This window comes from Hydrogenophaga defluvii, from assembly GCF_042665235.1.
GTDB lineage: Bacteria > Pseudomonadota > Gammaproteobacteria > Burkholderiales > Burkholderiaceae_C > Hydrogenophaga > Hydrogenophaga defluvii_A.
The window spans coordinates 24,602-47,901 of sequence record NZ_JBHTBZ010000041.1 but is presented as its reverse complement, the minus strand read 5'-3'; the positions used below and the strand labels follow the sequence as shown (position 1 = coordinate 47,901).

The window sequence follows — 23,300 nt, the reverse complement described above, 5'->3', positions numbered from 1 at the left end:
GCTGTTCAACAAGCCATTGCCCCAGGCCCGCCTGACCCAGCGTGTGCTGGCCCACCTGCTGCGCTACCCCGACGCCGAACTGCGCGCCCACGTGGCCGAGTTGCGTGCCGCGCTGCGCGACGAGGCCGCGCTGCCGGCTGATCGCATCGACGAGATCGAACGCCTGCTGGACCGCCTGGTGCTGCTGCCAGCGCTGCAGGTCGAGTCCGATTACGTGGAGCTGTTCGACCGGGGCCGCAGCACCTCGCTGCACCTGTTCGAGCATGTGCATGGCGATTCGCGCGACCGGGGCCCGGCCATGATCGACCTCATCCAGACCTACGAAAAAGCCGGGCTGTACATCGACAACAGCGAGTTGCCCGACTACCTGCCGGTGCTGCTGGAGTTCGCCTCCACCCAGCCGCCGCAACAGGCGCGCGATTTCCTGGGCGAGACGGCCCACATCGTGCGCGCCATCTTCAGCGCCTTGCTCAAGCGCCAAAGCCCTTACGCCAGCGTGTTGGCTGCCGTGCTGGAGCTGGCCGGCGAGAAGGCCGAGGCCGTGCCCGTGCCCGACGAGCCGGCCATGGACGAGAGCTGGGCCGAACCCGAGGTGTTTGGCGGCTGCTCCACCGACGGGCAGGCGAAACCCGGGCAGGTGCAACCGATTCGCATCGTCAAGAACCCTTCCCCCACGGCACAAGGAGCGCGAGCATGAACACACTGCACAACGTCCTGTTCAACGTCTATCCCTACATCTGTCTGGCGGTGTTTTTCATGGGCAGCCTGGCCCGCTTCGACCGCGACCAGTACACCTGGAAAAGCGACTCCTCGCAGCTGCTGCGCAAGGGCCAGTTGCGGTGGGGCAGCAACCTGTTCCACATCGGCATCCTGTTCCTGTTCTTCGGCCACAGCGTGGGCCTGCTCACGCCCCACTGGGTGTACGAGCCCTTCATCACCGCCGGCCAGAAACAGATGGTGGCCGTGACCGCCGGTGGCATTGCCGGCGCCGTGTGCTTCGTGGGCCTCAGCCTGCTGCTGCACCGCCGCCTGTTCGATGACCGCATCCGCCTCACCAGCCACCGCACCGACCTGGGGATCCTCGTCATCCTGTGGGTGCAACTGGTGCTGGGCCTGATCACGCTGCCGTTCTCCATCGGCCATTCGGACGGCGCGGTCATGCTCAAGCTCTCGGCCTGGGCACAGGGCATCGTCACCTTCAGTCCTGACGCCGCCCAACTCGTGGGCCTCGACTGGCCCTACAAGGTGCACCTGGTGCTGGGCATGACCATCTTCCTGCTTTTCCCCTTCTCGCGTCTGGTGCACGTGTGGAGCGGCTTTGGCACGCTGGCCTACATCGTGCGCCCCTACCAGGTGGTGCGCAGCCGCAAGCTGGGCTTGCCTGCGGGACTCAACCCATCGTCACGCCAGGAGCACTGACATGAACGCCATGACCATTCCCCTGCCCGCCGACCTGGGCTGCGGCGGCGGTGGTGGCAGCTGCGGCTGCGCCAGCGGGGCCCAGTCGCCCCTCAAGTCGGCCCTCAAGTCCCCCACCATCAACGGCGTGGCCTTGTTGGGCCCCGGCGAACAACTTCACCCTGAGGAACTGCTGGAGCGCGCCCACACCGAGCTGTTGCGCCAGGAAGCCGTGCGCCAGGGCCTGCTGGCCGATACCCACCCCGACCACGCGCCGCCGCTGGACGAAGCGCAGCGCCAGGTGCTGGAGCAGATGGTGGACGCAGCCGTGGTCACGCCCTCACCCGACCTCGGCGCTCAGGAGCGTTACTACGCGGCCAACAAGCTGCACTTCGTGACCGGCCAGGCCTTGCACGTGCGCCACATCCTGTTTGCGGTGACGCCGGGGGTGGACGTGCACAAGCTGGCCCAGCGCGCCGAGACCGCACTGCTGGAACTCTCGCGCAAGGACGTGCCCGCCGGCCGTTTTGCCGAGCTGGCGCGCGAACTCTCCAACTGCCCCAGCAGCGCCGAGGGTGGCGAGCTGGGCTGGATCGGCCCACACGACTGCGCGCCCGAGCTGGCCAACGAGCTGTTCTACCAAAGCGACTCGGGTTGGGGCATGGGCGTGCACCCGCGCCTGGTGCACACGCGTTTCGGCTTCCACATCGTGGAGGTGCTGGGCCGGCGCAAGGGCGCACAACAACCGTTCGAGGCGGTGCAAGATCGCATCGCCATGCAGATGACGCTGCAGACCCGCGCCACTGCCTTGCGCCAGTACATGCGGCTGCTCATCGGGCAAGCGCAGGTGGAGGGCCTGGACCTGGAGGGGGCGGACTCGCCCTTGGTGCAGTGAGCGCGGACGGGGGGAGCGAGGCCTCGGGCGCGAGCGACGAACTGCTACTGCGCCTGCGGCGTTTCCACTCCGACTACTTCCCGCTGCACCAGCAGCGTTTTCAAGACCTGGTGGCCGATGGCCAGCACCCCAAGACGCTGTTCATCGGCTGCTCCGATTCGCGCCTGGTGCCTTACCTACTGACGGGCGCCGGGCCGGGCGAGCTGTTCTTGGTGCGCAACGTGGGCGCCCTGGTGCCGCCCTACGATCAATCCCACGGCCTGCACGGCACCATGGCCGCCATCGAGTTCGCGGTGCTGGGCCTGCACGTGGAGCGCATCATCGTTTGCGGCCACAGCCACTGCGGCGCCATACGCACCGCCTACGAAGGCGCCCCGGCCGAGGCCGTGGCCTTGCAGGCCTGGCTCAAGCTGGTGGACGAAGCCTTGCTGCCGGTCCAGCCCACCCCGGAGGCGATGCGCCGCACCGAGCAGCGCGCCATCGTGCTGCAACTCGAACGCTTGATGGGCTACCCCATGGTGCGGCGCGAGGTTGAGGCCGGCAAGTTGACCCTGCACGGCTGGCATTACGTGATCGAAGACGGCGAAGTGCATGTCTTTGACGCAGCGCAAGGGGACTTCGTGGCGGCTTCGGTAGCCTCCACGAGCGGCACCGGGCCGTACCAACCCTATGTGGAACACGATGGACAAGTCATCAGTGATTGAAGCGGGCGCCGACACGGCGGAGAGGCAACGGTTGTTGAACATGTGCCGAGCGTCGGGCTTGCGCCCGCTGCAGCTGGCCGGGCGCGAATTGCTGCCGGTGGTGCAGGGTGGCATGGGGGTGGGGGTGTCGGCCTCGCGCCTGGCGGGCCAGGTGGCGCGCCTGGGGGCCATGGGCACCATCTCGGCGGTGGACCTGCGCCGCCTGCACCCCGACCTGATGGCGCAAACCGCCCACCTCAACAAGGAAAGCGACGCCAAGGACCGCATCAACGCCGCCAATCTGGTGGCGTTGGACCGCGAAATCCGCGCGGCCCGCGCCACCGCCGATGGCCACGGTTTGTTGGCCGTCAACGTGATGCGTGCCTTGAGTGCCTACGAAGCCTATGTGCGCCAGGCGCTGGCCAGTGGCATCGACGCGCTGGTGGTGGGCGCTGGCCTGCCACTGGACCTGCCCGAGCTGGCGGCCGACCACCCCCAGACCGCGCTCATCCCCATTCTGTCGGACGCGCGCGGCGTGCAACTGCTGGTGCGCAAGTGGGAAAAGAAAGGGCGCCTGCCCGACGCCATCGTCATCGAACACCCGCGCCTGGCCGGCGGCCACCTGGGCGCGGCCCGCGTGTCCGACCTCAACGACACCCGTTTCGATTTCGAGGTGGTGATTCCTGCGGTGCGCGAGTTCTTCAAGAGCGCCGGCCTGGAGCGCGACATCCCGCTGATCGCCGCCGGTGGCATCTCAAGCCACGACGACCTGTTGCGCCTGCAAGCCCTGGGCGCCAGCGCGGTGCAGCTGGGCACCGCCTTCGCCGTCACCGCCGAATGTGATGCCGACATGGCCTTCAAGCAGGTGCTGGCCCAGGCCAAGCCCGAGGACATCGTGGAGTTCGTGAGCGTGGCAGGGCTGCCCGCGCGCGCGGTGCGCACGCCCTGGCTCGACAAATACCTGCGCATCGAGCCCAAGCTCAAGGCCGTGGCCCACCTCAAGCGCAAGTGCAACCTGTCGTTCGACTGTCTTGCCCAATGTGGCTTGCGCGATGGCAAAAGCGAGATCGGCCAGTTCTGCATCGACCAACAACTGGGCCATGCCCTGGAGGGCGATGCCCAGCGAGGCCTGTTCTTCAGAGGGGCCGGGCGCCTGCCGTTCGGCGACGAAATCCGACCGGTGGCCGACCTGCTGCGCTGGTTGCTGGCCGGGGTTCGTGACACCATGGGCGGTGTGCCCGCTACCGGAGCCCCCGCATGAACCGCGACCCCCTGAACCCCAGCCTCGCCTTGCCGCCGCAGGACATCAGCACCGATGTGCTGCGCGAGAAATACCTCAAACACGGCGAGACGGACGCCGCCGCGCTGTTCGACCGTGTGGCCCGAGCCCTGGCCTCGGTGGAGGCGCCCGACAAGCAGGCGCATTTCGAGGCGCTGTTCCGCCGCAACCTGGAGGCAGGTGCCATCGGCGCCGGGCGCATCATGAGCGCGGCGGGTGCCGGCATCCAGGCCACGCTCATCAACTGCTTCGTGCAGCCCGTGGGCGACTGCATCCAGGGCCGCGACGAAGCCGGTTTTCCCGGCATTTACGAAGCCCTGCGCGAAGCGGCTGAGACCATGCGCCGTGGCGGCGGCGTGGGTTACGACTTCTCCCGCATCCGCCCGCGTGGCGCGCGCGTCAAGGGCACGGCGTCCACCGCCTCGGGACCGTGCAGCTACATCAACGTGTTCGACCAGTCCTGCGCCACCGTGGAAAGCGCTGGCGCGAGGCGCGGCGCCCAAATGGGCGTGCTGCGCATCGACCACCCCGACGTGCTGGAGTTCATCACCGCCAAACGCACGCCTGGGCGCTGGAACAACTTCAACGTGTCGGTGGGCGTGAGCGATGCCTTCATGCAGGCCGTGGCCAACGACCAGCCGTGGGACCTGGTGCACGCCGCCCACCCCGGCGAGGCCTTGTGCGCCGCCGGCGCCCACCAGCACGACGACGGCCAGTGGGTCTACCGAACCTTGCCCGCGCGCGAGCTGTGGGACACCATCATGCGTTCGGCCTACGACTTCGCCGAACCCGGCATCCTCTTTCTCGACCAGATCCAGCGCGACAACAACCTGCGTGCCATCGAGGCCATCACCGCGACTAACCCTTGTGGCGAACAGCCGCTGCCCCCCTATGGCTGCTGCGACCTCGGCCCCGTCATTCTCACGCGGTTTGTGCGCCACCCGTTTGGCCACGGCGGTTTGCCGGCGTTCGACTTTGCGGCCTTTGCCGAGAGCGTGGCCTTGCAGGTGCGCGCGCTGGACAACGTGCTGGACCTGACCCACTGGCCGCTGCCCGAGCAGGCGCGCGAGGCGCAGGCCAAGCGGCGCATTGGTGTGGGCTTCACCGGCCTGGGCAACGCGCTCACGTTGCTGGGACGGCGCTACGACGCGCCCGAGGGCCGGGCCATGGCGGCCCGCATCGCCGAGGCCATGCGCGATGCGGCTTACGGCGCATCGGTGGCGCTGGCGCAAGAAAAGGGCGCCTTCCCGGCGCTGGACGTGGCGACCTACCTGGAAGCGGGCACCTTTGCCAGCCGCTTGCCGGCCGAGCTGCAACAGGCCATTCGCACCCACGGCATCCGCAACAGCCACCTGCTGTCCATCGCGCCCACAGGCACGGTGAGTTTGGCGTTTGCCGACAACGCGTCCAACGGCATCGAACCCGCGTTTTCGTGGACCTACACGCGCAAGAAGCGCGAGGCCGATGGCAGCCAGCGTAGCTACGAGGTGCAGGACCACGCGTGGCGGCTGTTCCGCCACCTCAACGGCCCCGATGCCCCGCTGTCCGAAGCCTTTGTGACCGCGCTGGAGATGGGTGCTAACGACCACATCGCCATGATGGAGGCGGTGCAACCTTTTGTGGACACGGCCATTTCCAAAACGGTGAACGTGCCCGCCGACTGCCCCTACGGCGATTTCAAGGACTTGTACCTCAGCGCCTGGCGCGCCGGCCTCAAGGGCCTGGCCACCTACCGGCCCAACAGCATTCTGGGCGCGGTGCTGGAGGTGACGCCTGCCGAACCCAAGGCCACGTCTCTGCCCACGCCCACACCGCTGGTGGACCCGATGCGCACCGTGATCGAAAGCCGGCCCAAGGGTGCGCTCGATGCCGTGGCCGAGAAGATCGAGTACTGGACACACGAGGGGCAGAAGACGCTCTACATCATCGTCTCCTTCCTGCCCGTGCCCACCGCCGATGGCCTTGGCACGGTGGACCGCGCCATCGAGTTCTTCATGCCGGTGGGGCAAAGCGGCGAGTCGCAGCAGTGGATCACCTCCAGCATGCGCATGTTGTCGCTGGCGGCGCGTGGCGGTTTTCTGGAGCGCGCGCTCAGCGACATGCGCAAGGTGGCCTGGGACCGCGGCCCCGTGCGCCTGGGCCAGCGTGTGCGCGAGGACGGCACCCGCGTGCCCCTGTGGCACGATTCCGAGGTGGCCGCCATCGCCTACGCGGTGCAAAACATCTTGGAGCGGCGCGCCAACGGTGGTGCCACGGTGCTCGCCGCCACATCTGCCGCCCCGCTGCCCCCCACCACCATGGCGGGCCGCAAATGCCCCGAATGTGGCGCCCACGCGGTCATCCGCAAGGACGGCTGCGAATACTGCACGGCATGTGGCCACATCGGCGCCTGTGGTTGAGCCGGGCTACCATCGTTTCCTTTTTTGAACCACGTTTTCATGTCCGACTTGCCTGCCTGCCCCCAATGCCAATCGACGTTGACCTATCCCGACGGGGCCCTGCTGGTGTGCCCCGAATGTGGGCACGAATGGGCGGCCAACGCCACAGCGGAGCCCGACGTGGTGCGGGTGTGGAAGGACGCCCATGGCAACCCGCTGCAGGACGGTGACAGCATGACCCTGATCAAGGACCTCAAAGTCAAGGGATCGTCGGCCGTCATCAAGGTGGGCACCAAGGTGAAGAACATCCGGCTGATCGAAGGCGATCACGACATCGACTGCAAGATCGAAGGCTTTGGTGCCATGCAGCTGAAGTCCGAGTACATCAAGAAGGCTTGAAGGCGATGAACATCGAACACTTCGACGACTTGCTGCGCGCGGCACGCGCTCAAGCCCAGCCGCAATGCCTGTTGCTGGTGTTTGTGCAGGTGGAACTGCCCGAAGGCAGCAGTGAGGCCGAACGCGCCGACTTCGAGGCCGGGCAAGGTGGCGCGATGGTGCCGGTGATGTGTGTGGACCTCGCGCCCGAACGTGTGGCCGACTTTGCGCAATTGCGGGCCGAGGCAGACGGTCGGGGCGCCGTCTGGGCCATGGTGCTGGCCGGTGCGCTGGGTGGGCAGGGCGGCCAAGCGCCCGACGATGCGCAGGTGAGCGGCGCGCTGGACCGCCTGGTGCAGCGCGTGCAAATGGGTGACATCGACGGGCTGGTCCCCTTCAACCGCGCCGGGGAGGCGCTCTCGCTCAGCGCGCGCTGACACCGTCACAGACATTGACCGCGCTCGCTGGGGCGGCTATGGTTGCAGGTTGCGTTTGAGGCCACCATGTCCAAGCCACCCGATCCGCCAACCACCACCACGCCGCGCGCCGGCCCCGCATCCGGGCGGGCATCGCACTGGGTGGTGCACATGAACCACATCAACCGATCGTGGTCGTGGGCGCTGTTGGGCCTGCTGGTGGGGCTGCACCTGTGGCCATCGGCGCCTGCGGGCTGGGTCTGGTGGGTGTTGTTCGCGCAGTTTTTGCTGTACCCGCAGCTGGCCTACCTGCTCGCACGGCGTGCGTCCGAACCCCTGACAGCAGAAATCCGGAACATGCTGTGTGACGCCTTCGTCCTGGGCGGCTGGTCGGCCGGCATGGGTTTCCCGCTGTGGATCGCTTTCCTGTTGGGCGTTGGTCCGTGCATCAATCTGGTGGCGTTCCAAGGGGGGCAGGGTGTACTCAAGGCCTTGGCGGCGCATGGGCTGGGCATGGTGTTGGCCGGGGCGGTGCTGGGCTGGCGCTTTGAACCCCACACCAGCTTGCCGGTGACCCTGTTGTCCATGGCCAGCCTGTCGGCGTATCTGGTGGTGTTTGGCTTGAGTGCCCAGACGCGGGCCGTCAAGTTGGACCAGGTGCGCCAACGTCTGCGCCGCAACGAACAGGCGCTGCAGGCGCAGCTCGACGAGATCCGCCTTTTGCAGAGCCAGCTCAAGGAGGAGGTGGACCGGGATCACCTGACCGGGCTGTACAACCGCCGCCACTTGGCTGCCACCATAGACCGCGAACTGGCACGTTGTGCCCGCGACGACGCGCCCATCAGCGCGATGATGGTGGATATCGACCACTTCAAGCTGATCAACGACGGCCACGGCCACCCCGTGGGGGACGAGGTGCTCAAAGCGGTGGCCGAGGTGATCAGCCAGTCCTTGCGCGCCGGCGACATCGCCTGCCGCTACGGCGGCGAGGAGTTTTTGTTGCTGTTGCCCGGCATGCCGCTGGGTGCGGCCGAAGCGCGCGCGCACGACATCCGCCGCCAGGTGGCACTGCTGAACCTGAGTGCCCACGGCGTGGCCTTGCAAGTGCATGTGTCGGTGGGGGTGGCCGAGGCACCGCAGAACGCCACCGACTCGGCCTCGCTGGTTCGCCAAGCCGATGCCGCGCTGTACCGCGCCAAGCACCTTGGGCGCAACCGGGTGGAAATCAGCGCCTGAACCCGCCAGCCTGCGTCAGTGCAGCACCAGCACGGGCAGCTTGCTGCGCGAGATGATGGACTTGGTGTGCGAGCCAAACACGAACTCGCCCAGCGGGCCCCTGCCGTGTGTGACCATCACGATCATGTCGCAGCCGGCTTTTTCGGCCTCTTCCATGATGGCGGTGTCCACCGAATAGGCGGTCACATGGCTGGCCACGAAGTCAACGCCTGCGGCCTTCGCGCGTTGCGCGAACTGGTCCAGCAGGGCTTTGGCGTGTGCCTCGTTCTGCGCTTCGTGTTTTTTGATGCGTTCGGTGGAGGTGTGTGCGTCGGGGCTCACGACCGACAGCGGCAGATCGGGTTCGACCACAAAACCGTTGATGGCCGCGCCCAGTTGTTTGGCCAGCGCGATGCTGCCGTCCATGGCGCGGTGTGAAAGTTCAGAACCATCGACGGGCACAAACAGTTTCTTGTACATGTTGTCTCTCTCCAGAAAGGTGGCGGCCATGCGGGGCCGGTGCACAGGCATTGACATTTCAGTGTCGCTCAAGGCCTGACGCAGGTGTGTGTGGATGCTACGTACCGGGGCGGCTGTTTGGGCTGCGTTTGATTTCCCTCAACATGTAGAGGTACAGGCTTTCCACTTTGTCTCGGGCCCAGGGCGTTTTGCGCAAGAACTTGAGGCTGGAGGACACGCTGGGTTCGCTGGTGAAGCATCGCACCGGTATGCGCTCAGCCAAACCTGCCCAGCCATAGTGCGCCACGAGCGCGTTGACAATGGCCTCCAGCGTCAACCCGTGCAAGGGGTTGCGCGGCTGGGCGGCGGGCGGCGGGGTGGGGGATGTGGTCATGGGGTGCGGCCGTGTGAGGGTAGGGTGGGGTTGTCCATCATGACCACGCGGTTGCGGCCCGCGTTTTTGGCCTGGTAGAGCGCCAGGTCCGCGCGGGCCACCAGCTGGTCAAACGTGGTGTCGCCCTCGTGCACGCCACTCACGCCCACGCTGATGGTGCATGGGCAGCCGGGCGGGTCGCTGGGCATGGCTTGCACCGCAGCACGAACCCGCTCGCCGAGTTCACGCGCTGTTGCTTCGTCGGTGACAGGCAGCAGCACCAGGAACTCTTCGCCGCCGTAGCGCGCCAACAGGTCGGTTTTGCGCAGCGGTTGGCGCAAAGCGGCGGCCAAACGCTTGAGGACCTGATCGCCCACCAAATGCCCGTGTTGGTCGTTGATCTGTTTGAAGTGGTCAATGTCGATCAGCAGCACAGCAAAGGGGTGTGCGTGCCGCTGCCAGCGCAACAATTCCTGGTCACCGGCGAGCAGCAGCACGCGCCGGTTCAAAGCGCCTGTCAGGCTGTCAAAGGTGGCCATGTGCTCGAACTCGGCACGCACACGCTCGCTCGCCATGAGCAACACCCCCACCAGGAACAGCAGCACCATGAAACTGAAACTGACGAAATAGGCGTTGTGTATGGTGGAGGCGGCGAATCGGTGGGTGCTGGCTTGATCCAGCCAGAAAGCGGCCACACAACGGGCCGCAAAAATGAGGGTTTGCAAACCCATCACGACCAACGTGAACCGGGCAGCAAAACCCCGTCCCCGCCGCCAAAGCAATCGCGCGTGTGCGGCAAACAGCCCGGCGAGTGTGGCGGTGAACAGGGCCACCCGCATCTGATAGTCGGGGTGGACCACGGCAAAGTAGGTCAGCCCGCACAAGCTGATGGCCCCCACACCCGCCCACCGCTGCCAATGGACCTGTTGTGCATAGAAACGCTGGGTACCGAAGTACATCAGACCACAGGCGGTCAGCGCCAAGGCATTGCCGCCGATGGCCGCCAGGCTCGGCGGAATCAGGCGCTCGGCGCCGTAGAAGGCGGAAGCCAGCATCCCCAACAGCGCGCCCAACCCCCACAGGCCCAGCCCCTGGATGCTGGGCGGGAAGTTGCGGCGCATGCCCAGGATGACGGTGCCCATGACCACACACATCAAGCCGGTCACGAGGTTGATGGTGCGAAGGTCAATCCCAGACATGTGTCAATTTTATTGCCACTGGAGTTAATAAAAATGACGTGTGAGGTGGCATCTTTGCACCCCGCACCCGGCTGCGCATTGCACCGCGGCCAGCCGCAACGTGGGCCAGCCCCTTGGCTGAGCGGGGCGGTTCAGTCGCGGCGACTGAAACCCTGGATCACCAGCCCCAAAGCAGTTGACGGGCCACCCAACCCGACGCGCCTGTGTCCCGCTTGACCTTGACCCAATCCGCACGCTTTTCCTGCGTCTTGAGCAGCTCGCCATACTCGGCTTTGCCTACCACGCGAAACCGCGTGCCAGGCCCGCTGCGCACGTTGGCCACCGGCGCCTTGACGATGTGGTGCGGTTGGCGGCCAGTGAGCGAAGCCGCCACCCAGCCCTGGTCTTTTTCAAAGTCCTGCACCTTGAGCCACCGGCCGCGCCGCTCAACCACCTGCAACGGGTACCCCTGCTTCAGCTCCCACAACACCTGCGTGTGTGTGCCGGGGCCATCCCGCATGTTGAGCACACTGCCTTTCACGCTGACCATCGGTTGCGCGGCGGCCGTTCCGGCGGCTGCCGCCACGACCATCAGGCCCATCGTCAGGCGGCGCAGGGCAGGCAGGATGTGGTTGGAGTGCATGGGCTTGGGGTCCTTTCTGAAAACGACGACAACGAAGTGAATCCAACACTTCGCAGGTAGGAACGGCTCGGGGAGCGGAGGTTCCTGTCACTTGCATGTTTCGCGGGACGGGCGGCGTGGCCAAAGCGCACACGGCCTTGCCAAACGTTCGGACCAGCCAAAGAAAAAGCCCACTGTCGTGAAACAGTGGGCTTCGGGTGCCTTGTTCAGGCTTGAATTTGGTGGCGCTTCACGGATTCGAACCGCGGACCTGTGGATTATGATCGCAGACGCTGTCGTTAAATGTTTCCAAAATTCAACAACTTACGCCATCAGTTTTTAACGGCCAGCAAGCCATTTGCGATGCTTGCATATTTTACTGGTGAAACCGTGCGAAGCGTGTTTCATACCGTTCATCGGAAATCCGTGGAACAGTGTGGCTGTCGTGAAACACGACAGTGCCACCACGGCTGAATCAGCGTTTGAAACCTTCCCGCAACGCACCGCTGGCAGCTTCCAGTGCGGTGTCCAGCTCGCCAGCATCAACAGCGGACCGGATCAGTTCCAGCGTGGGCACAAGGTCGGCAACGCTGGCGATTTCCACGGCAGACTTGCCCTTCGCCAGATCGATCACCCGAGCACCGTAACGGATGTTCAGTGCCAGCTTGCCGTTGTCGGTCTGGAACCACCACGGCTTGAGTCGCTTGACCTGTTCAACAGTGCGACGTTCGCCGGTCTCAGCGTTCTTGACCGTGCGTGAGCGTGTGATGTTCAGCGTGGTGCCATCTTGCTGTGCCTGGGCAAGCTGAATCTGTTCGCCAATGCGTTTGACCAGCTTGTTGCGGCGGATTTGTGCCGGGGACAACTGACCAGGCTTGCGGGTGGTGGTCAGCTTGAGTGATGCGAGCGTTGCCATGTGCTTGGTCCTTCAAAAAGTTTGTAAGCACAGACAAGTATGTGATCGGCACTGGAATCACGCGACCGGTATCCGGCCAGAGTGGCGGGGCATCGTGGCGGATTGACGGCGGCGGCTATTCGATCAGTCGAGACTCAAAGCCCAGTCGCACCAAAAACGCTTGGGGCTGATTGCCATTGCCGGTGTAGCTGGCTGGTGTCAGCCGTGGCTCGTCCGGAAACATCAGCGAGTGTGCGACCGCAATCAGCACACGGGCTTCGTATGGGCCACGGGTGGCGTCAGTAGCCGGGTAATGCATATGCCGTTTCCTTGCAGGTGCGAAGCCCAAAAGCTCCCGCAGCTCAGTCGGCCCTTGCTCATCGCACAGGTTCATCGCAAGGATCAGGTGTTCAAGATCGACATCACGCCACGCCATACGCCACTTCCGTTAAACCCTGTTAGGCCATCAGCAGAGGGTATCAGACGCGACCAAGGTCAAGGACTGGCATCTGTGATGCCGCACAGGGCGATTACGATGTGTGCACCGCTGAAAAAATAGGTGAAAGGCCAGAACTTATGGCGACACAGACGAAGAAGACTGCACCGACGATGGAGCATTGGGCATTGCTGTGGTATCAATGCTTGTCGGAAAATTACGATTACTCGATCTATGCAATCGCTCGTGAAAAAGACGATGCCAAAGAGTGCAAAAGGCTTGAACAAAAGTTTAAACTGATCGAAGACATCTACGGTGACTTTGGCAAGTTGGAAAGTTGGCGTGATGGTGGCTTGGATAGCTACTGGTGGCAAGAATGGTTCAAGGAGAAGAAATACTTGTTTATGCCTGATGTCAAGGCGGTTGAGTCTGACGCTGTGCAAGAGGTTGAAAATAATCTACTTTTAAGTGTGCCGATTCAGGGCAGCTTGGAGGAGACAGTCCGAGAGGCACAGCGTCAGATTGAGTTGGTCTACAAGGCAAGAACTGTCAAAGAGCCAAAGCCCCCAAAGTATCAACTCAGAATGATTAATGGGCGAGTAGCACACGGCTATGAAGAAGTTCGACAGGCGGTGATTACTTCGGTGGGAAAATATGTTTATCCGCCAAATAGCCAAGATCAGAAGTCAATCAGAACCTCGATGCTGGAGTTTCTTGATAAGCATATTTATGAGTTGGGTTGGACCATCGATGCGAAGGCGAGGCAAGATTTGAGTGATGGGGAGATGGATAATCTTCGGTATGATAGTTTTCGAGCAAGGATCAATACTTCCCGGAAGAAGTTTCGAGCATTTTCGCGTAATACACTCAGGGCAAGTTTTCCTGATGACAGGCCTTTTGACTCTTATGTTTGGGATCGTTTTACAAATAAGGAGACTTTGACTTAAATTTGGGGGATGGAGTGATAGGCAACAAAAAAGCCAGCATTTGAGCTGGCTTTTTTTAGAGTTAAGAACCTTACACGACGCCTCCGTGTTGGAGGCCATGCATACGAACGAAAGGTGCAAATTTACGCATAGAGCCGCGACTGGAGATGGCAAGTTGTTTCAGTGTTGCCTCCGGAATTTCATCGCCAGTCAGTTGCATGCTCTGCAACATCCGCTTGCCTGTAGCCACATATTGATCGATGGAGCCTTGATTCATCTCGATCAAGATTGAGCGATCGACCAGTGCCGGGTTCAAGTCCTGGATATCGTTACAGGTCAAGATGAAAATCGTATATTGAGCCCGCGAAATCACGCTCTTGAGATTGGTTTGCCCCTCACTTTTCAGTGCATCCACTTCGTCAAGAATCTCATAGTGCCAGCCGCTCGGTGCGGCAAAAGCGTCATTTGCGTTACGAGACTTGATTTCCTTGATGGTGGTAATCACACCTTGGCTGGAGTCGCAACTGGTGAAGTGGTAAAGGTCCGTGTTGCCAAAGAGTGTAGACGCTGGGCCAGCAGTCCGGGTGCACTGCATGAGCTTACCGCTCGCCTCCAACATCGCAGGCAGAGCACATGCAAGTGTTGTCTTCCCAGTGCCAGGAATTCCGTGAAGCAAAATAGCCCGTTCCTCCACCGGAAATGGATAGGTGCCGGTCATAACCATTTCCAGAACAGTGCGAGATGCATCATCACTGATCAGGAATTCGTCAAGCTTCTTAGGTGTAAAGTTTGTCATGATATGAGCGACGGGGTCTTTCCCCGTCGCTTCCGTGGTTGATTATTGGGAGAGCGTGGAGAGACCGCTTGCCAGCGTAGAACTGCGAGTGGTCTTAGCTGCTTTTGCTTTGGACTGCTCCACAGCCGTCGCAATCTCGCTGTAGTAGATGGCGAGTGCAGCATTCACTGCACTGTCGTTTTTCACGACAGCATTGATCTCCAGTTCACCAGTCGTTGTAAAAGTTACGACCAGCAGCGAAACCTTATCCACATCATTCGTGCCGTAGGGCATCACGCGGGCATCGGGTTTGATCGGCATCAGCGGTGTCTGAAAGTCAAAGTGATCCTTGACCATTGCTGCACGCTCAGTCGGTGTCGGACCAGCTTTCTTCTTTCCAGAACGAATTTCCTCCACACCACCTTTCTCAGCAATCCAGTCTGCAAGGTCTTTCGCGGGAACAGGCGTCAGTTTGTCAGTGCCAATCAGTGCTGCACGAAGTGCAATGCTGTATGCACTGACGCGGCGGCGATCGTTGCCGAAGACTGCCTTGACAACGCGATTCATGTCATGCGTCTTGTCCAGCGTTTTCATGCCACGCGACTTGATGAATTCGGTCAGGCCCTTCTGCATTGCCTTGCGTGTGTCCTTCACCGTATCGCCGGACTTCATTGCCAGATAGAATTCGTAGCAAGTTGTCAGGATGCGATACAGGCGTGCATGGCTGGCAGCCAGTTCAGTCGTCGCCCATTGATCGGCTGCAGATTGAATTGTTTGCAGTGCATCACTCACATCGTCATAGTCGATGTTCTTGATAGACAAGATGTTCTTCACAACATTGTCTGTGGAGATTGCTGCAGGAGCAGTATTCAGCTTGCTTGCGGGCAGAGGAACAGTGATGAAGGTATTGGTCGGTTTGGCTTCCGACGTAATCGATTTGGCAGGTTTTGCAATGGTGTTGCTAGCGGTCTTGGGCATGTAAAGCTTTCAGGTGAATTAAGAAGAAAGTTGAGCTGCTCAACAAAGTGGTTCCCGGGTGTGGTTAATGTAGGTTTTTGCGTCAGCCGTGTCATGAAACAGTTTTGGTCTCGGTTTTGTTCCGTCCGTGGCGAATCCGATGCACTTAATTGAGTGCCGTGGCTGTTACTTGGGCGGTCGTGTTACCCGTCACTCGGGTGCGGTGGCTTGGTGCAAGACTTGCCAGTTGCTGTGGCAGGTGAAGAGACTGAGCGTGATGGCGTCATGCTGTCTTGTCAGAATGGCTGCATGACTACGAGACGCAACATTCCAGAAGACCAGGCCCGAACTGCAGCTTTGTTGGACTCGGTGCCATATGACCTGACCCAACGAAACTGGCTTGGGCACACAGGCGGTGCTGCGTTGATCGACGCGATGTTGTTGCTTGGGGCAACGAAGGCAGAGCTTGTGGCTGGCAAGCGAGGGGCGGTCGATGAACACATCCGCCACCTCCGCATAGAGCACGGCCTTGAACTGGTCGAGGTCGATGGAAAAAAGCGTTTCAGAGACCCACGCCAGCAGTGATCACGCCAGTTCGACTGCTCGCCGTTTCATGTCGTCATTGACATCGATGTAGGCCTGGGTTGTGGCGATGCTGCGATGACCGGCCAGTGCTGCCAACACACGGACACCGACGCCTTTGCTGGCAAGGGTGGTGATGAATGTGCGGCGGCCACTGTGGCTGCTGGCACCATCGATGCCTGCCCGCTTGTAGAGCCAGTAAAAGTGTTGGCACAAGGTGTTGGCACTGAAGCCTTGCTGCTTCTGTGTCCGAAACATTGGCAACTCGGGGGATCGCTGTTTGACCATCTTGATGTAGCTGGTCAGTTCTCGGCGTAGCTTGTCACTGATGAACACGGCACGAGCGTGGCCGAACTTGACCTGTTCCGGTGCCAACAGCACTTCCTGCTTGACAGCGCCGTCAACGCCAACCACATCGCCCCACTTTAAGGCGGCAACTTCGCTGATTCGCAATCCTGCGTAAAAAGTAAGCAGCACCATTGCCCGGTTGCGGGCAGCGTGACGGGTCAATGCACAGCAGTCCAAAACGCGGCGAAGCTCGCGGTCGGTCAGTGTTTTGGCTTGTGACATGGTTGATCTCCTGAAAACAAAGAATTTCGCTCAATCAAGTGTGCGATCTTTGTTTTTGGAGAGCGACCGGTTTTTGCTGCTGTGGGCAAATCGTTACAGATCAATGACTTACCCGCAAAACCAAAGCTATTCCTACTTCTCTTTGATTATTGGCGGGGTAGGGGGCTGCAAGCGTTTTTTTGACCGACCAGCTACCCAAGCCCCCGGCCCAGTCAAAAAACAGCGTGTAGGGGCTGTTTGCGCAGGGGGCTTCACTGAGCTGCTGATTGCTGGTTGATTCTGTGTGCCAGCTGTGTCGTCTGTTCGTGGCCCCAGTAAATGAAATGCGGTGCTTCAATCAGAACTGGTTCCCAGCAAAGGGGCAGTGATTGAACAGCAGCCAAGGCAGTTTTGCCAGCACAGACAATGACAGGGGGCTTGATCTGATTCAGGACGAAGGTCACAACCTCGTTTGTGCGCTTGCTGTTCGCCAGTTCGTTCAGTCGTTTGCTTTGTGCGGCGAAGGCATTCAGCTCAATCACCCTGGCCTTGACTTGTGGCAGCAGTCGTTCAATGGCGGCACGGGAACGACGGAACTTGCCTTCGGTTGCCAAATATGCCTTGATCCACGCTTGACGGTCCATCCCCGAGTCATCGTTCCAGAACGGCCAAAATGGTGTTTTGGTTGCAGGGTTTGCACCAATAAGGGCAACAGTGCAGGTCAGTGGATTGCCCGCACATAGCAGCGGCCTTGCATTGACTGCAGTGCCTGCCAATGCACGAAGCTGCTCGGAAAACTGTTGCAATGCTGCGTTCATTCGATCTTGTTTGGCTTGACTGCCTGGCTCGTGAGTAGAATCACGCATCACATATTCATGGGGTGTTTATGGCAAGTTATGCAGAGCTGATGGCTCAAGCCAAGGCCTTGATGGAACAGGCTGAAAAGTCGAAACGGGCTGAACGAGCAGAAGCCTTGGCCGCGATCAAGGCAAAGATGGCCGAGTATGGCATCACTGCTGCTGACCTTGGTGGTGCTACTCGTGCTGGCAAAGCTGCAAAGGTCAAGGGCGAAGCCAAGTATCGTGGCCCGAATGGCGAACTGTGGTCGGGCAAAGGCCGCAGGCCAGCTTGGGCAAACGAGGCACTGGCAGCTGGCAAAAGTCTGAACGACTTCGCAATCTGACAAAGGGCCATCGGCCCTTTTTTGTTGCCTGTCAATGGACTGTCTGAAAAACAGGCGGTGCCGCCGGCGGTGTTGCAAGTCGGGGGCTTTTATAAAACATCGCCCGCTGTTCTTCCACTGCAATCCGTGCCCGGTGTGCTGCATCTTCCTCTCTGGCCTGCAACACGCTGGGTCGTATGAAATCAGCAGTGTGTATCGGCGTGACCCATTCACCTTCCACATTGAGCATGGGGAACATGGCTGACAGTGCCACCTTGATGTCTGCCAAGTGCCTGGCTGGAATAGGGCGGTCGAGATACACACAGTCATGCACCACCAGTAGCTGTTGGCACTCACTGGGCACCATGTCCCGAAACAGTTCCATCGCCATGGTCTCGAACCGCTGATAAACCCAGGCCAGTCGCTGGTTCTTGGTGCGTTTGTGGCCGGTGTGTGGGTCAAGTGCAGTGCAGAGCAAGCCAGCCATTTCGAAATCACCGGCACCCAACTCGGCAGCGATGGTGGCGGACACGGCATCCAACTGCTGCTTGATCAGTGAAAACTCCAGGTTCGACAACAGCCGGTGGTAGGCGTCTTGGCCCAGCAAGCCACGGATGCTGTTGTATGGGTTGTCTTTCAACTGGGCACCGAAACCGATGGCAGTGAAGACGGTCTTGATTCGGTCCTCACTGACGCCGATGGCCTTGGCAATACGCTTTCGGATCGCACTGCGGTGACGCACATAGTCGTTGATGGCAGCGACTTTCAGTGTTGGGTCAATGCTCAACGCATAGGCAGTCATCAAGGCGTAGCTGGCGGCCTTGAAGTCGTATCGATAGCAGCGTCCCAGTGCGGCGTGACGGACCTCTTTCAGTATGCGTTGAAGACTCAGACCATGACCGTGCATACGCCCGCTGTCGATTTGCTCCCAGTATTCCTCGACAAAAGCCCCCGCGTCATCCCATTTCACCAGTGACTTCAACTGCTTTGCCACTTGCAGGTTACGGATGAGTTTTTCTTCATAGGCAGCATCGTTCTTTCTGGACAAGTCGATCTGTGTTTGCTTGATGTAGGAGTCCAGTGAAGCAGCATCAATACGGACAATCTTGTTTGCTTTAGCTGTCAGTGCGGCGACTCGACTGGGTTCCTGTTCCACATAAATGCTTTTCAGTTCCTGCATAATGTCCTTCTTGTAGTTTTGATTCAGGCATACGCGGCTGACGCGGTGAGTGATACTGTTGCCTTCGTAGAGCTTGATGATCAGCGATGTGTCTCCGTGCATCTGCATGACACCCATGATGGTTTCGTGTGGACCGAAGGCCTTGGCTGCTCCGCACGCCTTGGTGACTTGATTGATTGGGAAGTCGATTTCGCCAGTGCTGAAATCTTCTGACGACATGCCGGCCATTTGTCGTGCCAGTTCTGGTATGACTGCTTGCGTGTATTTATCCACATACTTGCGGGCAGTTTTGGGCTTAAGTGCTGGGTGGTGCTTCAGCAGTGCAGCCAGTAATTTTTCTTTCATCAATCTCTCCTGTTTGTTCTACAGGGAGAAACCGCTATCGCTCTTTCGTCTATGTATTAGATCAGTCACTACATCCATTTGTCTTGACTGCTCTGCATACTACAAGTCACCGACTTTTGAGTAATATTTGGTCGGTGATCAACGCGGCTCATCCCCGACTTATTTATCACAAGTGGAGAAATGGACTAAAAGAAAGTGATTCTGGGTGATTTTCTACAGAGAAGTAGCCGCTATCGCGTCGTTTCCCATGTAATTGGGCTGTCTATGTGCTTGACTGTCTTGACTGCTCTGCATACTACAAGTCACCGACTTTTGAGGGTTTTTTGGTCGGGTGACACCGGGGGCTTATCACCGACCTGTGACCTGTCGTGTAACCCGACACAATGACCCAAGCACTGCAGACTGTCGTGTAACACGACACTGTGATGCCGATACCTGGGTCAGTAGTCTTCCGGCAGCATCACACAGGTGCTGCTCCGGTCAGCTTCTGTGATGACCCACACCCTGCCATCCCCGACCTTGTAGCTGCTGAACACACGGCCACCGTAGGTGATGGCGTTTTCATTGGCCTTGACGTCGTCCTGGCTCAAATCTCCCCAGTCACCCCCAATGTGTCGGCCCAGCAGCCGCAGTGGGTTCATCTTGTGCTGCTCGCAGTAGGCCAGTGCAGCAGGAGTGGCAACGACATTGCCCAGTGTGAAAAGTGCCATCTATTTCTCCAAGTAATAGACGCACTTTATGGATGAACAAGCTATTCAGCGACCTAATTCACGGCGGCTTTAATGATTTCACGGTCTGTGTGAGTCAAGTCCCACAACGAATAAATACAGTAAGCATCCGACCTCGGTCAGCTCGACCTATTTGATAGAAGGGCGTATGCTGAAAGTTTATTCAAGGAGTGGTGGCTATGGGTGTTATGTGGGGAGCAGTGCAGCGTATTACGGCAAGACAACGACTTTGCAGATTGCCGATATTTGATGTGCTGACTGGGATTGGGTGGTTTCAGATTCACACAGCAGTTTGGCCCAGTGTGGCTGCTGTTTTTGCAGATCACAGTAGGTCAGGCAAAACTGTGTGTCAAAACCACTACAAAAAGTCTGTGCAGGTTAGTGACCTTGATGGTCGCTGTAGGTCTGTTAGTAAAGGTCAGGCGGTCAGGCCAAGACTGTCCATCGTGGGAGGCACACAATGAAAACCTACAAGGCAATGGTCAGAGTGCGTAACCCGGCACGAGAAAGGGTCTTGACGATCTGGGCACAGGTATCGGCCACCAGTGTCACCCACGCACGGCAGCTACTGGAGGCTCAGTATGGGCAGGGTAGTGTGCTGGGGGTGGTGGTAGAGGTGATATAAGGTAGGCATATGAAGCACTCCTGCCCAGTTCTTATTGGGCAAGGGTGTTGATCATCTCCCTATTTTTGCTTGTCTTTTAGGAGATTCATTGTGATCAAAGCTGTTGTATTAGTTGTCCCTATCTTTCTCGCTGGATGCCTTACGAAGAGTCCTGGCGATCAATGTTTAGACTCATTTCGAATGACACTTAAAGATCCTGATAGCGGGAAAATGATTTCATTTGTAGAGCCTAAACTTACATACACTGCAACGAATTCATATGGCGCACGCACACAAGGTCAGGCGCTTTGTGTTAAGGATGGGGAGAAATGGATTCGTGACCGGCAGTCAGAGCGTGTTTTGGCAGTCAGGCTTGTAACTGAAAGATTAAATGCATCTACCCAGTGTATGGTTAGGGGTGGTAAGGCGGAAGAATGTGCGGGCGATAGCAGTGAGCTTAAGCGAAGTAAAGCTTTGCTTAAAGAGGCTGATACAGATGCAACGGAAAAAGAGGCAATGAGGGATCTTGGTTTTGAGTGATTATTTTTGCTTTTTATTGAGTTGATTTGCTACTTGAGATGTGGTGGATAAAATGTTAAATTAAGTTTTGTAGGTTTAACTTTTCTGGATGAATACAGAGTAAACGACTGTGGGAGGGGTGGTATGAAACTAGAAGAAATCGATGGCAGTGACGCTGCCACCCAGCGTGTCAAAGCGTTGAAAGATGAGGCGAAGAGGGCGAAGGAGCGGGCTGCTCAGGTCAAGGCACGTGCGGACACGGCAGTGGCCACCTTGGCAGCACAACGGGCGATGAAGCTGGCGACAGTGGTGAGACAGTCTGCCACTGTGCCACCTACTGCTTAAAAAAGTCGCAGTCGAGAGAGGTAGACGGTGGACGAGTGTCCTGCCCATCGTCCTTGAAAATCCTGAATATCGTGGGCGGCAGTGTCGTGTAACACGACACACCACTGTTTCCCCGGCCCCTTGCGGCACTCAAATCCGCTGTGTATGCGGTGATCGTCCAGGGCCAGCTACTCGGGGTGTAATAGTTATTTGAAGTTCTTCAGAAGACTACGAAGCTGATCTGTTGTTTGCTCAAATTCGTTGCCCCCACCTGAAATAATCCATGTCCCTTTAGTCGGATTAAACCCTTTCCCTTCGTATCCATGCTTCTCAAGCTCCTTGATTATTGTCATGGCTTCGCTTTTGGCTTGTTCTGAGATGGGCTTTGCTACGGAAATAATTTGTTCTGCTTGATTGGGTGGTATGGGTTGATTTGTTTCAGCTGTTTGTTTTTCGTTGTTGATTTCATTTGTGGGCCTTTTCCAGTCTCGGCTGCCTTTTTCAATTGTTGAGTCGGCCGTGTCTGCAACCATTAAGGAGACCTCCGTGGCGATTTTTCCTGCAATATAGATCAGTGCGCCAAGAAGAATCAGTGGAATTATTGCTTCCTTGCTAATGAATAGGCCTGATACTGCAATTCCTGCGGCAATAATTATGACAATAATGTGAATTATCTGTATGAATGCTCTAAAGGTTGGGTATGCACTTTGATTTCGAATGTGATTGAGGTATTCGTTTGGCATTTGTGTTTTTCTTGATTTAAAAATTTTCTGAGAAATATCTAATTGACTGGCTTGATGACTTTTTGTTTTTGGATCTTAGGGAAACGCTGATCAATTCAAAAAGCAAAGCAAAGGGGACTGCCTGAAGCGCTTGCTTTTCATGATGCGAACTTTCATGCGTATTGGGCTCGATTTTCGAGCGTTGAATCAAGGTTCGACGCCATTTTCGGCTTTCTTGGCCCCCTCAGGACGCACCAACCCCTTGCATCTTCATCAAACTTCTTTTTGCCCGCACCAGATTGGCCAGCCCAAACAGCGTCTTCAACTGCGCCGCGTTCTTCGCGAGCCCTTTATAGCGAGCTTTCTTGTACTTGAATATGTTCTTGACCACATGAAACGGATGTTCGATGTGAGCACGAATCTGTGCCTTTGTCTTCTCCAGCGCCTGCGCAAGTGTCTTGAGCGTCCCCTCTGGCATGGCCTTGAGCTGACTGCGTTTGGCAGCTACGAGCCAGTTCACATCCGAGCGTATCGCGCCCGCCTCTTTTGCGGCCTTGATCTCTGGGCGCTTTTCAACTCCGGTGTAGCCGCCATCGGCAAACACGTGCAACTCCTGCCCGTGCAACAGTTGGTGGGCGTGGGCCACATCGCTCTCGTTGGCCGCCGTGGCATGCACGCTGTGCACCAGACCAGAGGATGCGTCAGCACCAATGTGCCCTTTGAGCCCGAAGAACCACTGGTTACCTTTCTTGGTCTGGTGCATCTCTGGGTCGCGCTGTCGATCCTTATTCTTGGTCGAGGGCGCCGCCGCGATGATGGTCGCGTCAATCAGAGTGCCCTCCTTGAGCAGCAGACCGCGCTCGCTCAGATGGGCGTTGATGGCTTCGAAGATCTGTGTGGTCAGGTCGTGTGTTTCCAACAGGCGACGGAACTTGAGCACAGTGGTGGCGTCGGGCACGTCCTGCACCGACAGGTCAACACCCAGAAACTCGCGCATGGCGCAACTGTCATAGACCGCGTCTTCGAGGCCGTCGTCGCTCAAACCGAACCACTGCTGCAGGAAATACATACGCAGCATCACGGGCACACCAATGGGCGGGCGTCCCACACGCCCGCTCTTGGGGTAGTGGGGCTCGATCACCGCCTCCAGCGCAGTCCATGGCACCACCTGGGCCATCTCGCCAAGGAACTTCTCGCGCCGTGTCACACGCTTCTTACCCGCGTACTCCGCGCTTGCAAAGCTCATCTGTTTCATCGCCGGTTTGTTCATGTCGGTTTGAGGCGGGAATAAATCAGCGGTTCCTTAGGTGTTGTGTTGGATG

29 protein-coding genes are annotated in these 23,300 nt (G+C 59.1%); 15 read left to right on the top strand and 14 right to left on the bottom strand.

Going from position 1 to position 23,300, the window contains the following annotated elements:
• Window position 1: 1 nt before the first annotated feature.
• The 9 genes from narJ (at window position 2) to ACFQU0_RS14155 (ending at window position 8,663) form a co-directional block, all read left to right on the top strand.
• The gene (narJ, locus tag ACFQU0_RS14195) at window positions 2–697 is read left to right on the top strand and encodes a nitrate reductase molybdenum cofactor assembly chaperone (RefSeq protein WP_382201904.1); all 696 of its coding nucleotides are present in this window, start codon (window positions 2–4) and stop codon (window positions 695–697) included.
• Entirely contained in the window at window positions 694–1,419 is a 726-nt protein-coding gene (gene narI, locus ACFQU0_RS14190) for a respiratory nitrate reductase subunit gamma (protein ID WP_382201865.1), read from the top strand. The genes narJ and narI overlap by 4 nt, the downstream gene beginning before the upstream one ends.
• A gap of 1 nt (window position 1,420) precedes the next feature.
• Window positions 1,421–2,293 (top strand): peptidylprolyl isomerase, encoded by an 873-nt coding sequence (locus tag ACFQU0_RS14185; protein ID WP_382201863.1) that lies wholly within the window; start codon window positions 1,421–1,423, stop codon window positions 2,291–2,293.
• Window positions 2,290–2,997: a carbonic anhydrase gene (locus ACFQU0_RS14180; RefSeq protein ID WP_382201861.1), complete on the top strand. Its 708-nt coding sequence runs from the start codon at window positions 2,290–2,292 to the stop codon at window positions 2,995–2,997. The genes ACFQU0_RS14185 and ACFQU0_RS14180 overlap by 4 nt, the downstream gene beginning before the upstream one ends.
• The gene (locus tag ACFQU0_RS14175) at window positions 2,975–4,237 is read left to right on the top strand and encodes an NAD(P)H-dependent flavin oxidoreductase (protein WP_382201859.1); all 1,263 of its coding nucleotides are present in this window, start codon (window positions 2,975–2,977) and stop codon (window positions 4,235–4,237) included. The genes ACFQU0_RS14180 and ACFQU0_RS14175 overlap by 23 nt, the downstream gene beginning before the upstream one ends.
• Complete coding sequence (locus ACFQU0_RS14170) at window positions 4,234–6,654, top strand: adenosylcobalamin-dependent ribonucleoside-diphosphate reductase (protein ID WP_382201858.1); 2,421 nt, start codon at window positions 4,234–4,236, stop codon at window positions 6,652–6,654. Before ACFQU0_RS14175 ends, ACFQU0_RS14170 begins: the two co-directional genes overlap by 4 nt.
• A gap of 39 nt (window positions 6,655–6,693) precedes the next feature.
• Window positions 6,694–7,032, top strand: coding sequence for a zinc ribbon domain-containing protein YjdM (locus tag ACFQU0_RS14165; RefSeq protein WP_382201857.1), 339 nt, complete (start codon window positions 6,694–6,696; stop codon window positions 7,030–7,032).
• A 5-nt stretch (window positions 7,033–7,037) separates the two neighbouring features.
• Window positions 7,038–7,448 carry a ribonucleotide reductase subunit alpha gene (locus tag ACFQU0_RS14160; RefSeq protein ID WP_382201855.1) on the top strand — a complete coding sequence of 137 codons (411 nt, stop codon included), beginning with the start codon at window positions 7,038–7,040 and terminating at the stop codon, window positions 7,446–7,448.
• A 66-nt stretch (window positions 7,449–7,514) separates the two neighbouring features.
• Window positions 7,515–8,663 (top strand): sensor domain-containing diguanylate cyclase, encoded by a 1,149-nt coding sequence (locus tag ACFQU0_RS14155; protein ID WP_382201853.1) that lies wholly within the window; start codon window positions 7,515–7,517, stop codon window positions 8,661–8,663.
• Between the two features lie 15 nt (window positions 8,664–8,678).
• Here the strand turns inward: ACFQU0_RS14155 and ACFQU0_RS14150 are convergent, their stop codons facing one another.
• The 6 genes from ACFQU0_RS14150 to ACFQU0_RS14125 form a co-directional block, all read right to left on the bottom strand.
• Entirely contained in the window at window positions 8,679–9,122 is a 444-nt protein-coding gene (locus ACFQU0_RS14150; protein WP_382201852.1) for a universal stress protein, read from the bottom strand.
• 97 nt (window positions 9,123–9,219) lie between these two features.
• Entirely contained in the window at window positions 9,220–9,495 is a 276-nt protein-coding gene (locus tag ACFQU0_RS14145) for a VF530 family protein (protein ID WP_382201850.1), read from the bottom strand.
• Window positions 9,492–10,673: a GGDEF domain-containing protein gene (locus ACFQU0_RS14140; protein WP_382201848.1), complete on the bottom strand. Its 1,182-nt coding sequence runs from the start codon at window positions 10,671–10,673 to the stop codon at window positions 9,492–9,494. Before ACFQU0_RS14140 ends, ACFQU0_RS14145 begins: the two co-directional genes overlap by 4 nt.
• A 157-nt stretch (window positions 10,674–10,830) precedes the next feature.
• Window positions 10,831–11,295, bottom strand: coding sequence for an SH3 domain-containing protein (locus ACFQU0_RS14135; RefSeq protein ID WP_382201846.1), 465 nt, complete (start codon window positions 11,293–11,295; stop codon window positions 10,831–10,833).
• Window positions 11,296–11,749: 454 nt separating this feature from the next.
• Window positions 11,750–12,190: a DUF6641 family protein gene (locus tag ACFQU0_RS14130; RefSeq protein ID WP_382201844.1), complete on the bottom strand. Its 441-nt coding sequence runs from the start codon at window positions 12,188–12,190 to the stop codon at window positions 11,750–11,752.
• Window positions 12,191–12,305: 115 nt separating this feature from the next.
• Complete coding sequence (locus ACFQU0_RS14125) at window positions 12,306–12,605, bottom strand: ScoMcrA-related endonuclease (RefSeq protein WP_382201842.1); 300 nt, start codon at window positions 12,603–12,605, stop codon at window positions 12,306–12,308.
• Between the two features lie 140 nt (window positions 12,606–12,745).
• On the opposite strand from ACFQU0_RS14125, the gene ACFQU0_RS14120 reads away from it, so the two are divergent.
• On the top strand, window positions 12,746–13,552 hold the full coding sequence (locus ACFQU0_RS14120; protein ID WP_382201841.1) for a hypothetical protein: 807 nt from the start codon (window positions 12,746–12,748) through the stop codon (window positions 13,550–13,552).
• Between the two features lie 70 nt (window positions 13,553–13,622).
• Here the strand turns inward: ACFQU0_RS14120 and ACFQU0_RS14115 are convergent, their stop codons facing one another.
• Both ACFQU0_RS14115 and ACFQU0_RS14110 read right to left on the bottom strand, forming a co-directional pair.
• On the bottom strand, window positions 13,623–14,327 hold the full coding sequence (locus ACFQU0_RS14115; protein WP_382201839.1) for an AAA family ATPase: 705 nt from the start codon (window positions 14,325–14,327) through the stop codon (window positions 13,623–13,625).
• Window positions 14,328–14,369: 42 nt separating this feature from the next.
• Window positions 14,370–15,284: a hypothetical protein gene (locus tag ACFQU0_RS14110; protein ID WP_382201837.1), complete on the bottom strand. Its 915-nt coding sequence runs from the start codon at window positions 15,282–15,284 to the stop codon at window positions 14,370–14,372.
• 210 nt (window positions 15,285–15,494) lie between these two features.
• Here ACFQU0_RS14110 and ACFQU0_RS14105 point away from each other — a divergent pair, with 210 nt between their 5' ends.
• Window positions 15,495–15,848, top strand: a complete 354-nt coding sequence (locus ACFQU0_RS14105) for a hypothetical protein (protein ID WP_382201835.1) — start codon at window positions 15,495–15,497, stop codon at window positions 15,846–15,848.
• Here ACFQU0_RS14105 and ACFQU0_RS14100 read toward each other — a convergent pair whose 3' ends face one another.
• Window positions 15,849–16,415 carry a tyrosine-type recombinase/integrase gene (locus tag ACFQU0_RS14100; RefSeq protein WP_382201833.1) on the bottom strand — a complete coding sequence of 189 codons (567 nt, stop codon included), beginning with the start codon at window positions 16,413–16,415 and terminating at the stop codon, window positions 15,849–15,851. It abuts the gene before it with no gap.
• Between ACFQU0_RS14100 and ACFQU0_RS14095 the strand changes: the two genes are divergently transcribed.
• A complete protein-coding gene (locus tag ACFQU0_RS14095; RefSeq protein WP_382201831.1) occupies window positions 16,414–16,692 on the top strand; it encodes a hypothetical protein in 279 nt (92 codons plus the stop codon). The genes ACFQU0_RS14100 and ACFQU0_RS14095 overlap by 2 nt on opposite strands.
• Here ACFQU0_RS14095 and ACFQU0_RS14090 read toward each other — a convergent pair.
• Window positions 16,667–17,212 (bottom strand): hypothetical protein, encoded by a 546-nt coding sequence (locus ACFQU0_RS14090; RefSeq protein WP_382201829.1) that lies wholly within the window; start codon window positions 17,210–17,212, stop codon window positions 16,667–16,669. The genes ACFQU0_RS14095 and ACFQU0_RS14090 overlap by 26 nt on opposite strands.
• Window positions 17,213–17,301: 89 nt before the next feature.
• On the opposite strand from ACFQU0_RS14090, the gene ACFQU0_RS14085 reads away from it, so the two are divergent.
• Complete coding sequence (locus tag ACFQU0_RS14085) at window positions 17,302–17,577, top strand: H-NS histone family protein (protein ID WP_382201827.1); 276 nt, start codon at window positions 17,302–17,304, stop codon at window positions 17,575–17,577.
• A 31-nt stretch (window positions 17,578–17,608) separates the two neighbouring features.
• Here the strand turns inward: ACFQU0_RS14085 and ACFQU0_RS14080 are convergent, their stop codons facing one another.
• Both ACFQU0_RS14080 and ACFQU0_RS14075 read right to left on the bottom strand, forming a co-directional pair.
• Entirely contained in the window at window positions 17,609–19,081 is a 1,473-nt protein-coding gene (locus ACFQU0_RS14080; protein ID WP_382201825.1) for a hypothetical protein, read from the bottom strand.
• Window positions 19,082–19,521: 440 nt separating this feature from the next.
• Complete coding sequence (locus tag ACFQU0_RS14075) at window positions 19,522–19,791, bottom strand: hypothetical protein (RefSeq protein WP_382201824.1); 270 nt, start codon at window positions 19,789–19,791, stop codon at window positions 19,522–19,524.
• A 733-nt stretch (window positions 19,792–20,524) separates the two neighbouring features.
• Between ACFQU0_RS14075 and ACFQU0_RS14070 the strand changes: the two genes are divergently transcribed.
• Complete coding sequence (locus ACFQU0_RS14070) at window positions 20,525–20,953, top strand: hypothetical protein (RefSeq protein ID WP_382201823.1); 429 nt, start codon at window positions 20,525–20,527, stop codon at window positions 20,951–20,953.
• Window positions 20,954–21,076: 123 nt separating this feature from the next.
• Complete coding sequence (locus tag ACFQU0_RS14065) at window positions 21,077–21,277, top strand: hypothetical protein (protein ID WP_382201821.1); 201 nt, start codon at window positions 21,077–21,079, stop codon at window positions 21,275–21,277.
• A 185-nt stretch (window positions 21,278–21,462) separates the two neighbouring features.
• Here ACFQU0_RS14065 and ACFQU0_RS14060 read toward each other — a convergent pair whose 3' ends face one another.
• The gene (locus tag ACFQU0_RS14060; protein WP_382201819.1) at window positions 21,463–21,999 is read right to left on the bottom strand and encodes a hypothetical protein; all 537 of its coding nucleotides are present in this window, start codon (window positions 21,997–21,999) and stop codon (window positions 21,463–21,465) included.
• A gap of 223 nt (window positions 22,000–22,222) precedes the next feature.
• Complete coding sequence (locus ACFQU0_RS14055) at window positions 22,223–23,233, bottom strand: IS5 family transposase (RefSeq protein ID WP_382201902.1); 1,011 nt, start codon at window positions 23,231–23,233, stop codon at window positions 22,223–22,225.
• Window positions 23,234–23,300: the final 67 nt, after the last annotated feature.

Excerpts from the sequence above, each read along its gene's own strand:
- narI (WP_382201865.1), top strand. The coding sequence starts at position 694 with ATGAACACACTGCACAACGTCCTGTTCAACGTCTATCCCTACATCTGT.
- ACFQU0_RS14185 (WP_382201863.1), top strand. The coding sequence starts at position 1,421 with ATGAACGCCATGACCATTCCCCTGCCCGCCGACCTGGGCTGCGGCGGC.
- ACFQU0_RS14175 (WP_382201859.1), top strand. The coding sequence starts at position 2,975 with ATGGACAAGTCATCAGTGATTGAAGCGGGCGCCGACACGGCGGAGAGG.
- ACFQU0_RS14170 (WP_382201858.1), top strand. The coding sequence starts at position 4,234 with ATGAACCGCGACCCCCTGAACCCCAGCCTCGCCTTGCCGCCGCAGGAC.
- ACFQU0_RS14165 (WP_382201857.1), top strand. The coding sequence starts at position 6,694 with ATGTCCGACTTGCCTGCCTGCCCCCAATGCCAATCGACGTTGACCTAT.
- ACFQU0_RS14160 (WP_382201855.1), top strand. The coding sequence starts at position 7,038 with ATGAACATCGAACACTTCGACGACTTGCTGCGCGCGGCACGCGCTCAA.
- ACFQU0_RS14155 (WP_382201853.1), top strand. The coding sequence starts at position 7,515 with ATGTCCAAGCCACCCGATCCGCCAACCACCACCACGCCGCGCGCCGGC.
- ACFQU0_RS14150 (WP_382201852.1), bottom strand. The coding sequence starts at position 9,122 with ATGTACAAGAAACTGTTTGTGCCCGTCGATGGTTCTGAACTTTCACAC.
- ACFQU0_RS14145 (WP_382201850.1), bottom strand. The coding sequence starts at position 9,495 with ATGACCACATCCCCCACCCCGCCGCCCGCCGCCCAGCCGCGCAACCCC.
- ACFQU0_RS14140 (WP_382201848.1), bottom strand. The coding sequence starts at position 10,673 with ATGTCTGGGATTGACCTTCGCACCATCAACCTCGTGACCGGCTTGATG.
- ACFQU0_RS14135 (WP_382201846.1), bottom strand. The coding sequence starts at position 11,295 with ATGCACTCCAACCACATCCTGCCTGCCCTGCGCCGCCTGACGATGGGC.
- ACFQU0_RS14130 (WP_382201844.1), bottom strand. The coding sequence starts at position 12,190 with ATGGCAACGCTCGCATCACTCAAGCTGACCACCACCCGCAAGCCTGGT.
- ACFQU0_RS14125 (WP_382201842.1), bottom strand. The coding sequence starts at position 12,605 with ATGGCGTGGCGTGATGTCGATCTTGAACACCTGATCCTTGCGATGAAC.
- ACFQU0_RS14120 (WP_382201841.1), top strand. The coding sequence starts at position 12,746 with ATGGCGACACAGACGAAGAAGACTGCACCGACGATGGAGCATTGGGCA.
- ACFQU0_RS14115 (WP_382201839.1), bottom strand. The coding sequence starts at position 14,327 with ATGACAAACTTTACACCTAAGAAGCTTGACGAATTCCTGATCAGTGAT.
- ACFQU0_RS14110 (WP_382201837.1), bottom strand. The coding sequence starts at position 15,284 with ATGCCCAAGACCGCTAGCAACACCATTGCAAAACCTGCCAAATCGATT.
- ACFQU0_RS14095 (WP_382201831.1), top strand. The coding sequence starts at position 16,414 with ATGGTTGATCTCCTGAAAACAAAGAATTTCGCTCAATCAAGTGTGCGA.
- ACFQU0_RS14100 (WP_382201833.1), bottom strand. The coding sequence starts at position 16,415 with ATGTCACAAGCCAAAACACTGACCGACCGCGAGCTTCGCCGCGTTTTG.
- ACFQU0_RS14090 (WP_382201829.1), bottom strand. The coding sequence starts at position 17,212 with ATGAACGCAGCATTGCAACAGTTTTCCGAGCAGCTTCGTGCATTGGCA.
- ACFQU0_RS14085 (WP_382201827.1), top strand. The coding sequence starts at position 17,302 with ATGGCTCAAGCCAAGGCCTTGATGGAACAGGCTGAAAAGTCGAAACGG.
- ACFQU0_RS14080 (WP_382201825.1), bottom strand. The coding sequence starts at position 19,081 with ATGAAAGAAAAATTACTGGCTGCACTGCTGAAGCACCACCCAGCACTT.
- ACFQU0_RS14075 (WP_382201824.1), bottom strand. The coding sequence starts at position 19,791 with ATGGCACTTTTCACACTGGGCAATGTCGTTGCCACTCCTGCTGCACTG.
- ACFQU0_RS14065 (WP_382201821.1), top strand. The coding sequence starts at position 21,077 with ATGAAACTAGAAGAAATCGATGGCAGTGACGCTGCCACCCAGCGTGTC.
- ACFQU0_RS14060 (WP_382201819.1), bottom strand. The coding sequence starts at position 21,999 with ATGCCAAACGAATACCTCAATCACATTCGAAATCAAAGTGCATACCCA.
- ACFQU0_RS14055 (WP_382201902.1), bottom strand. The coding sequence starts at position 23,233 with ATGAAACAGATGAGCTTTGCAAGCGCGGAGTACGCGGGTAAGAAGCGT.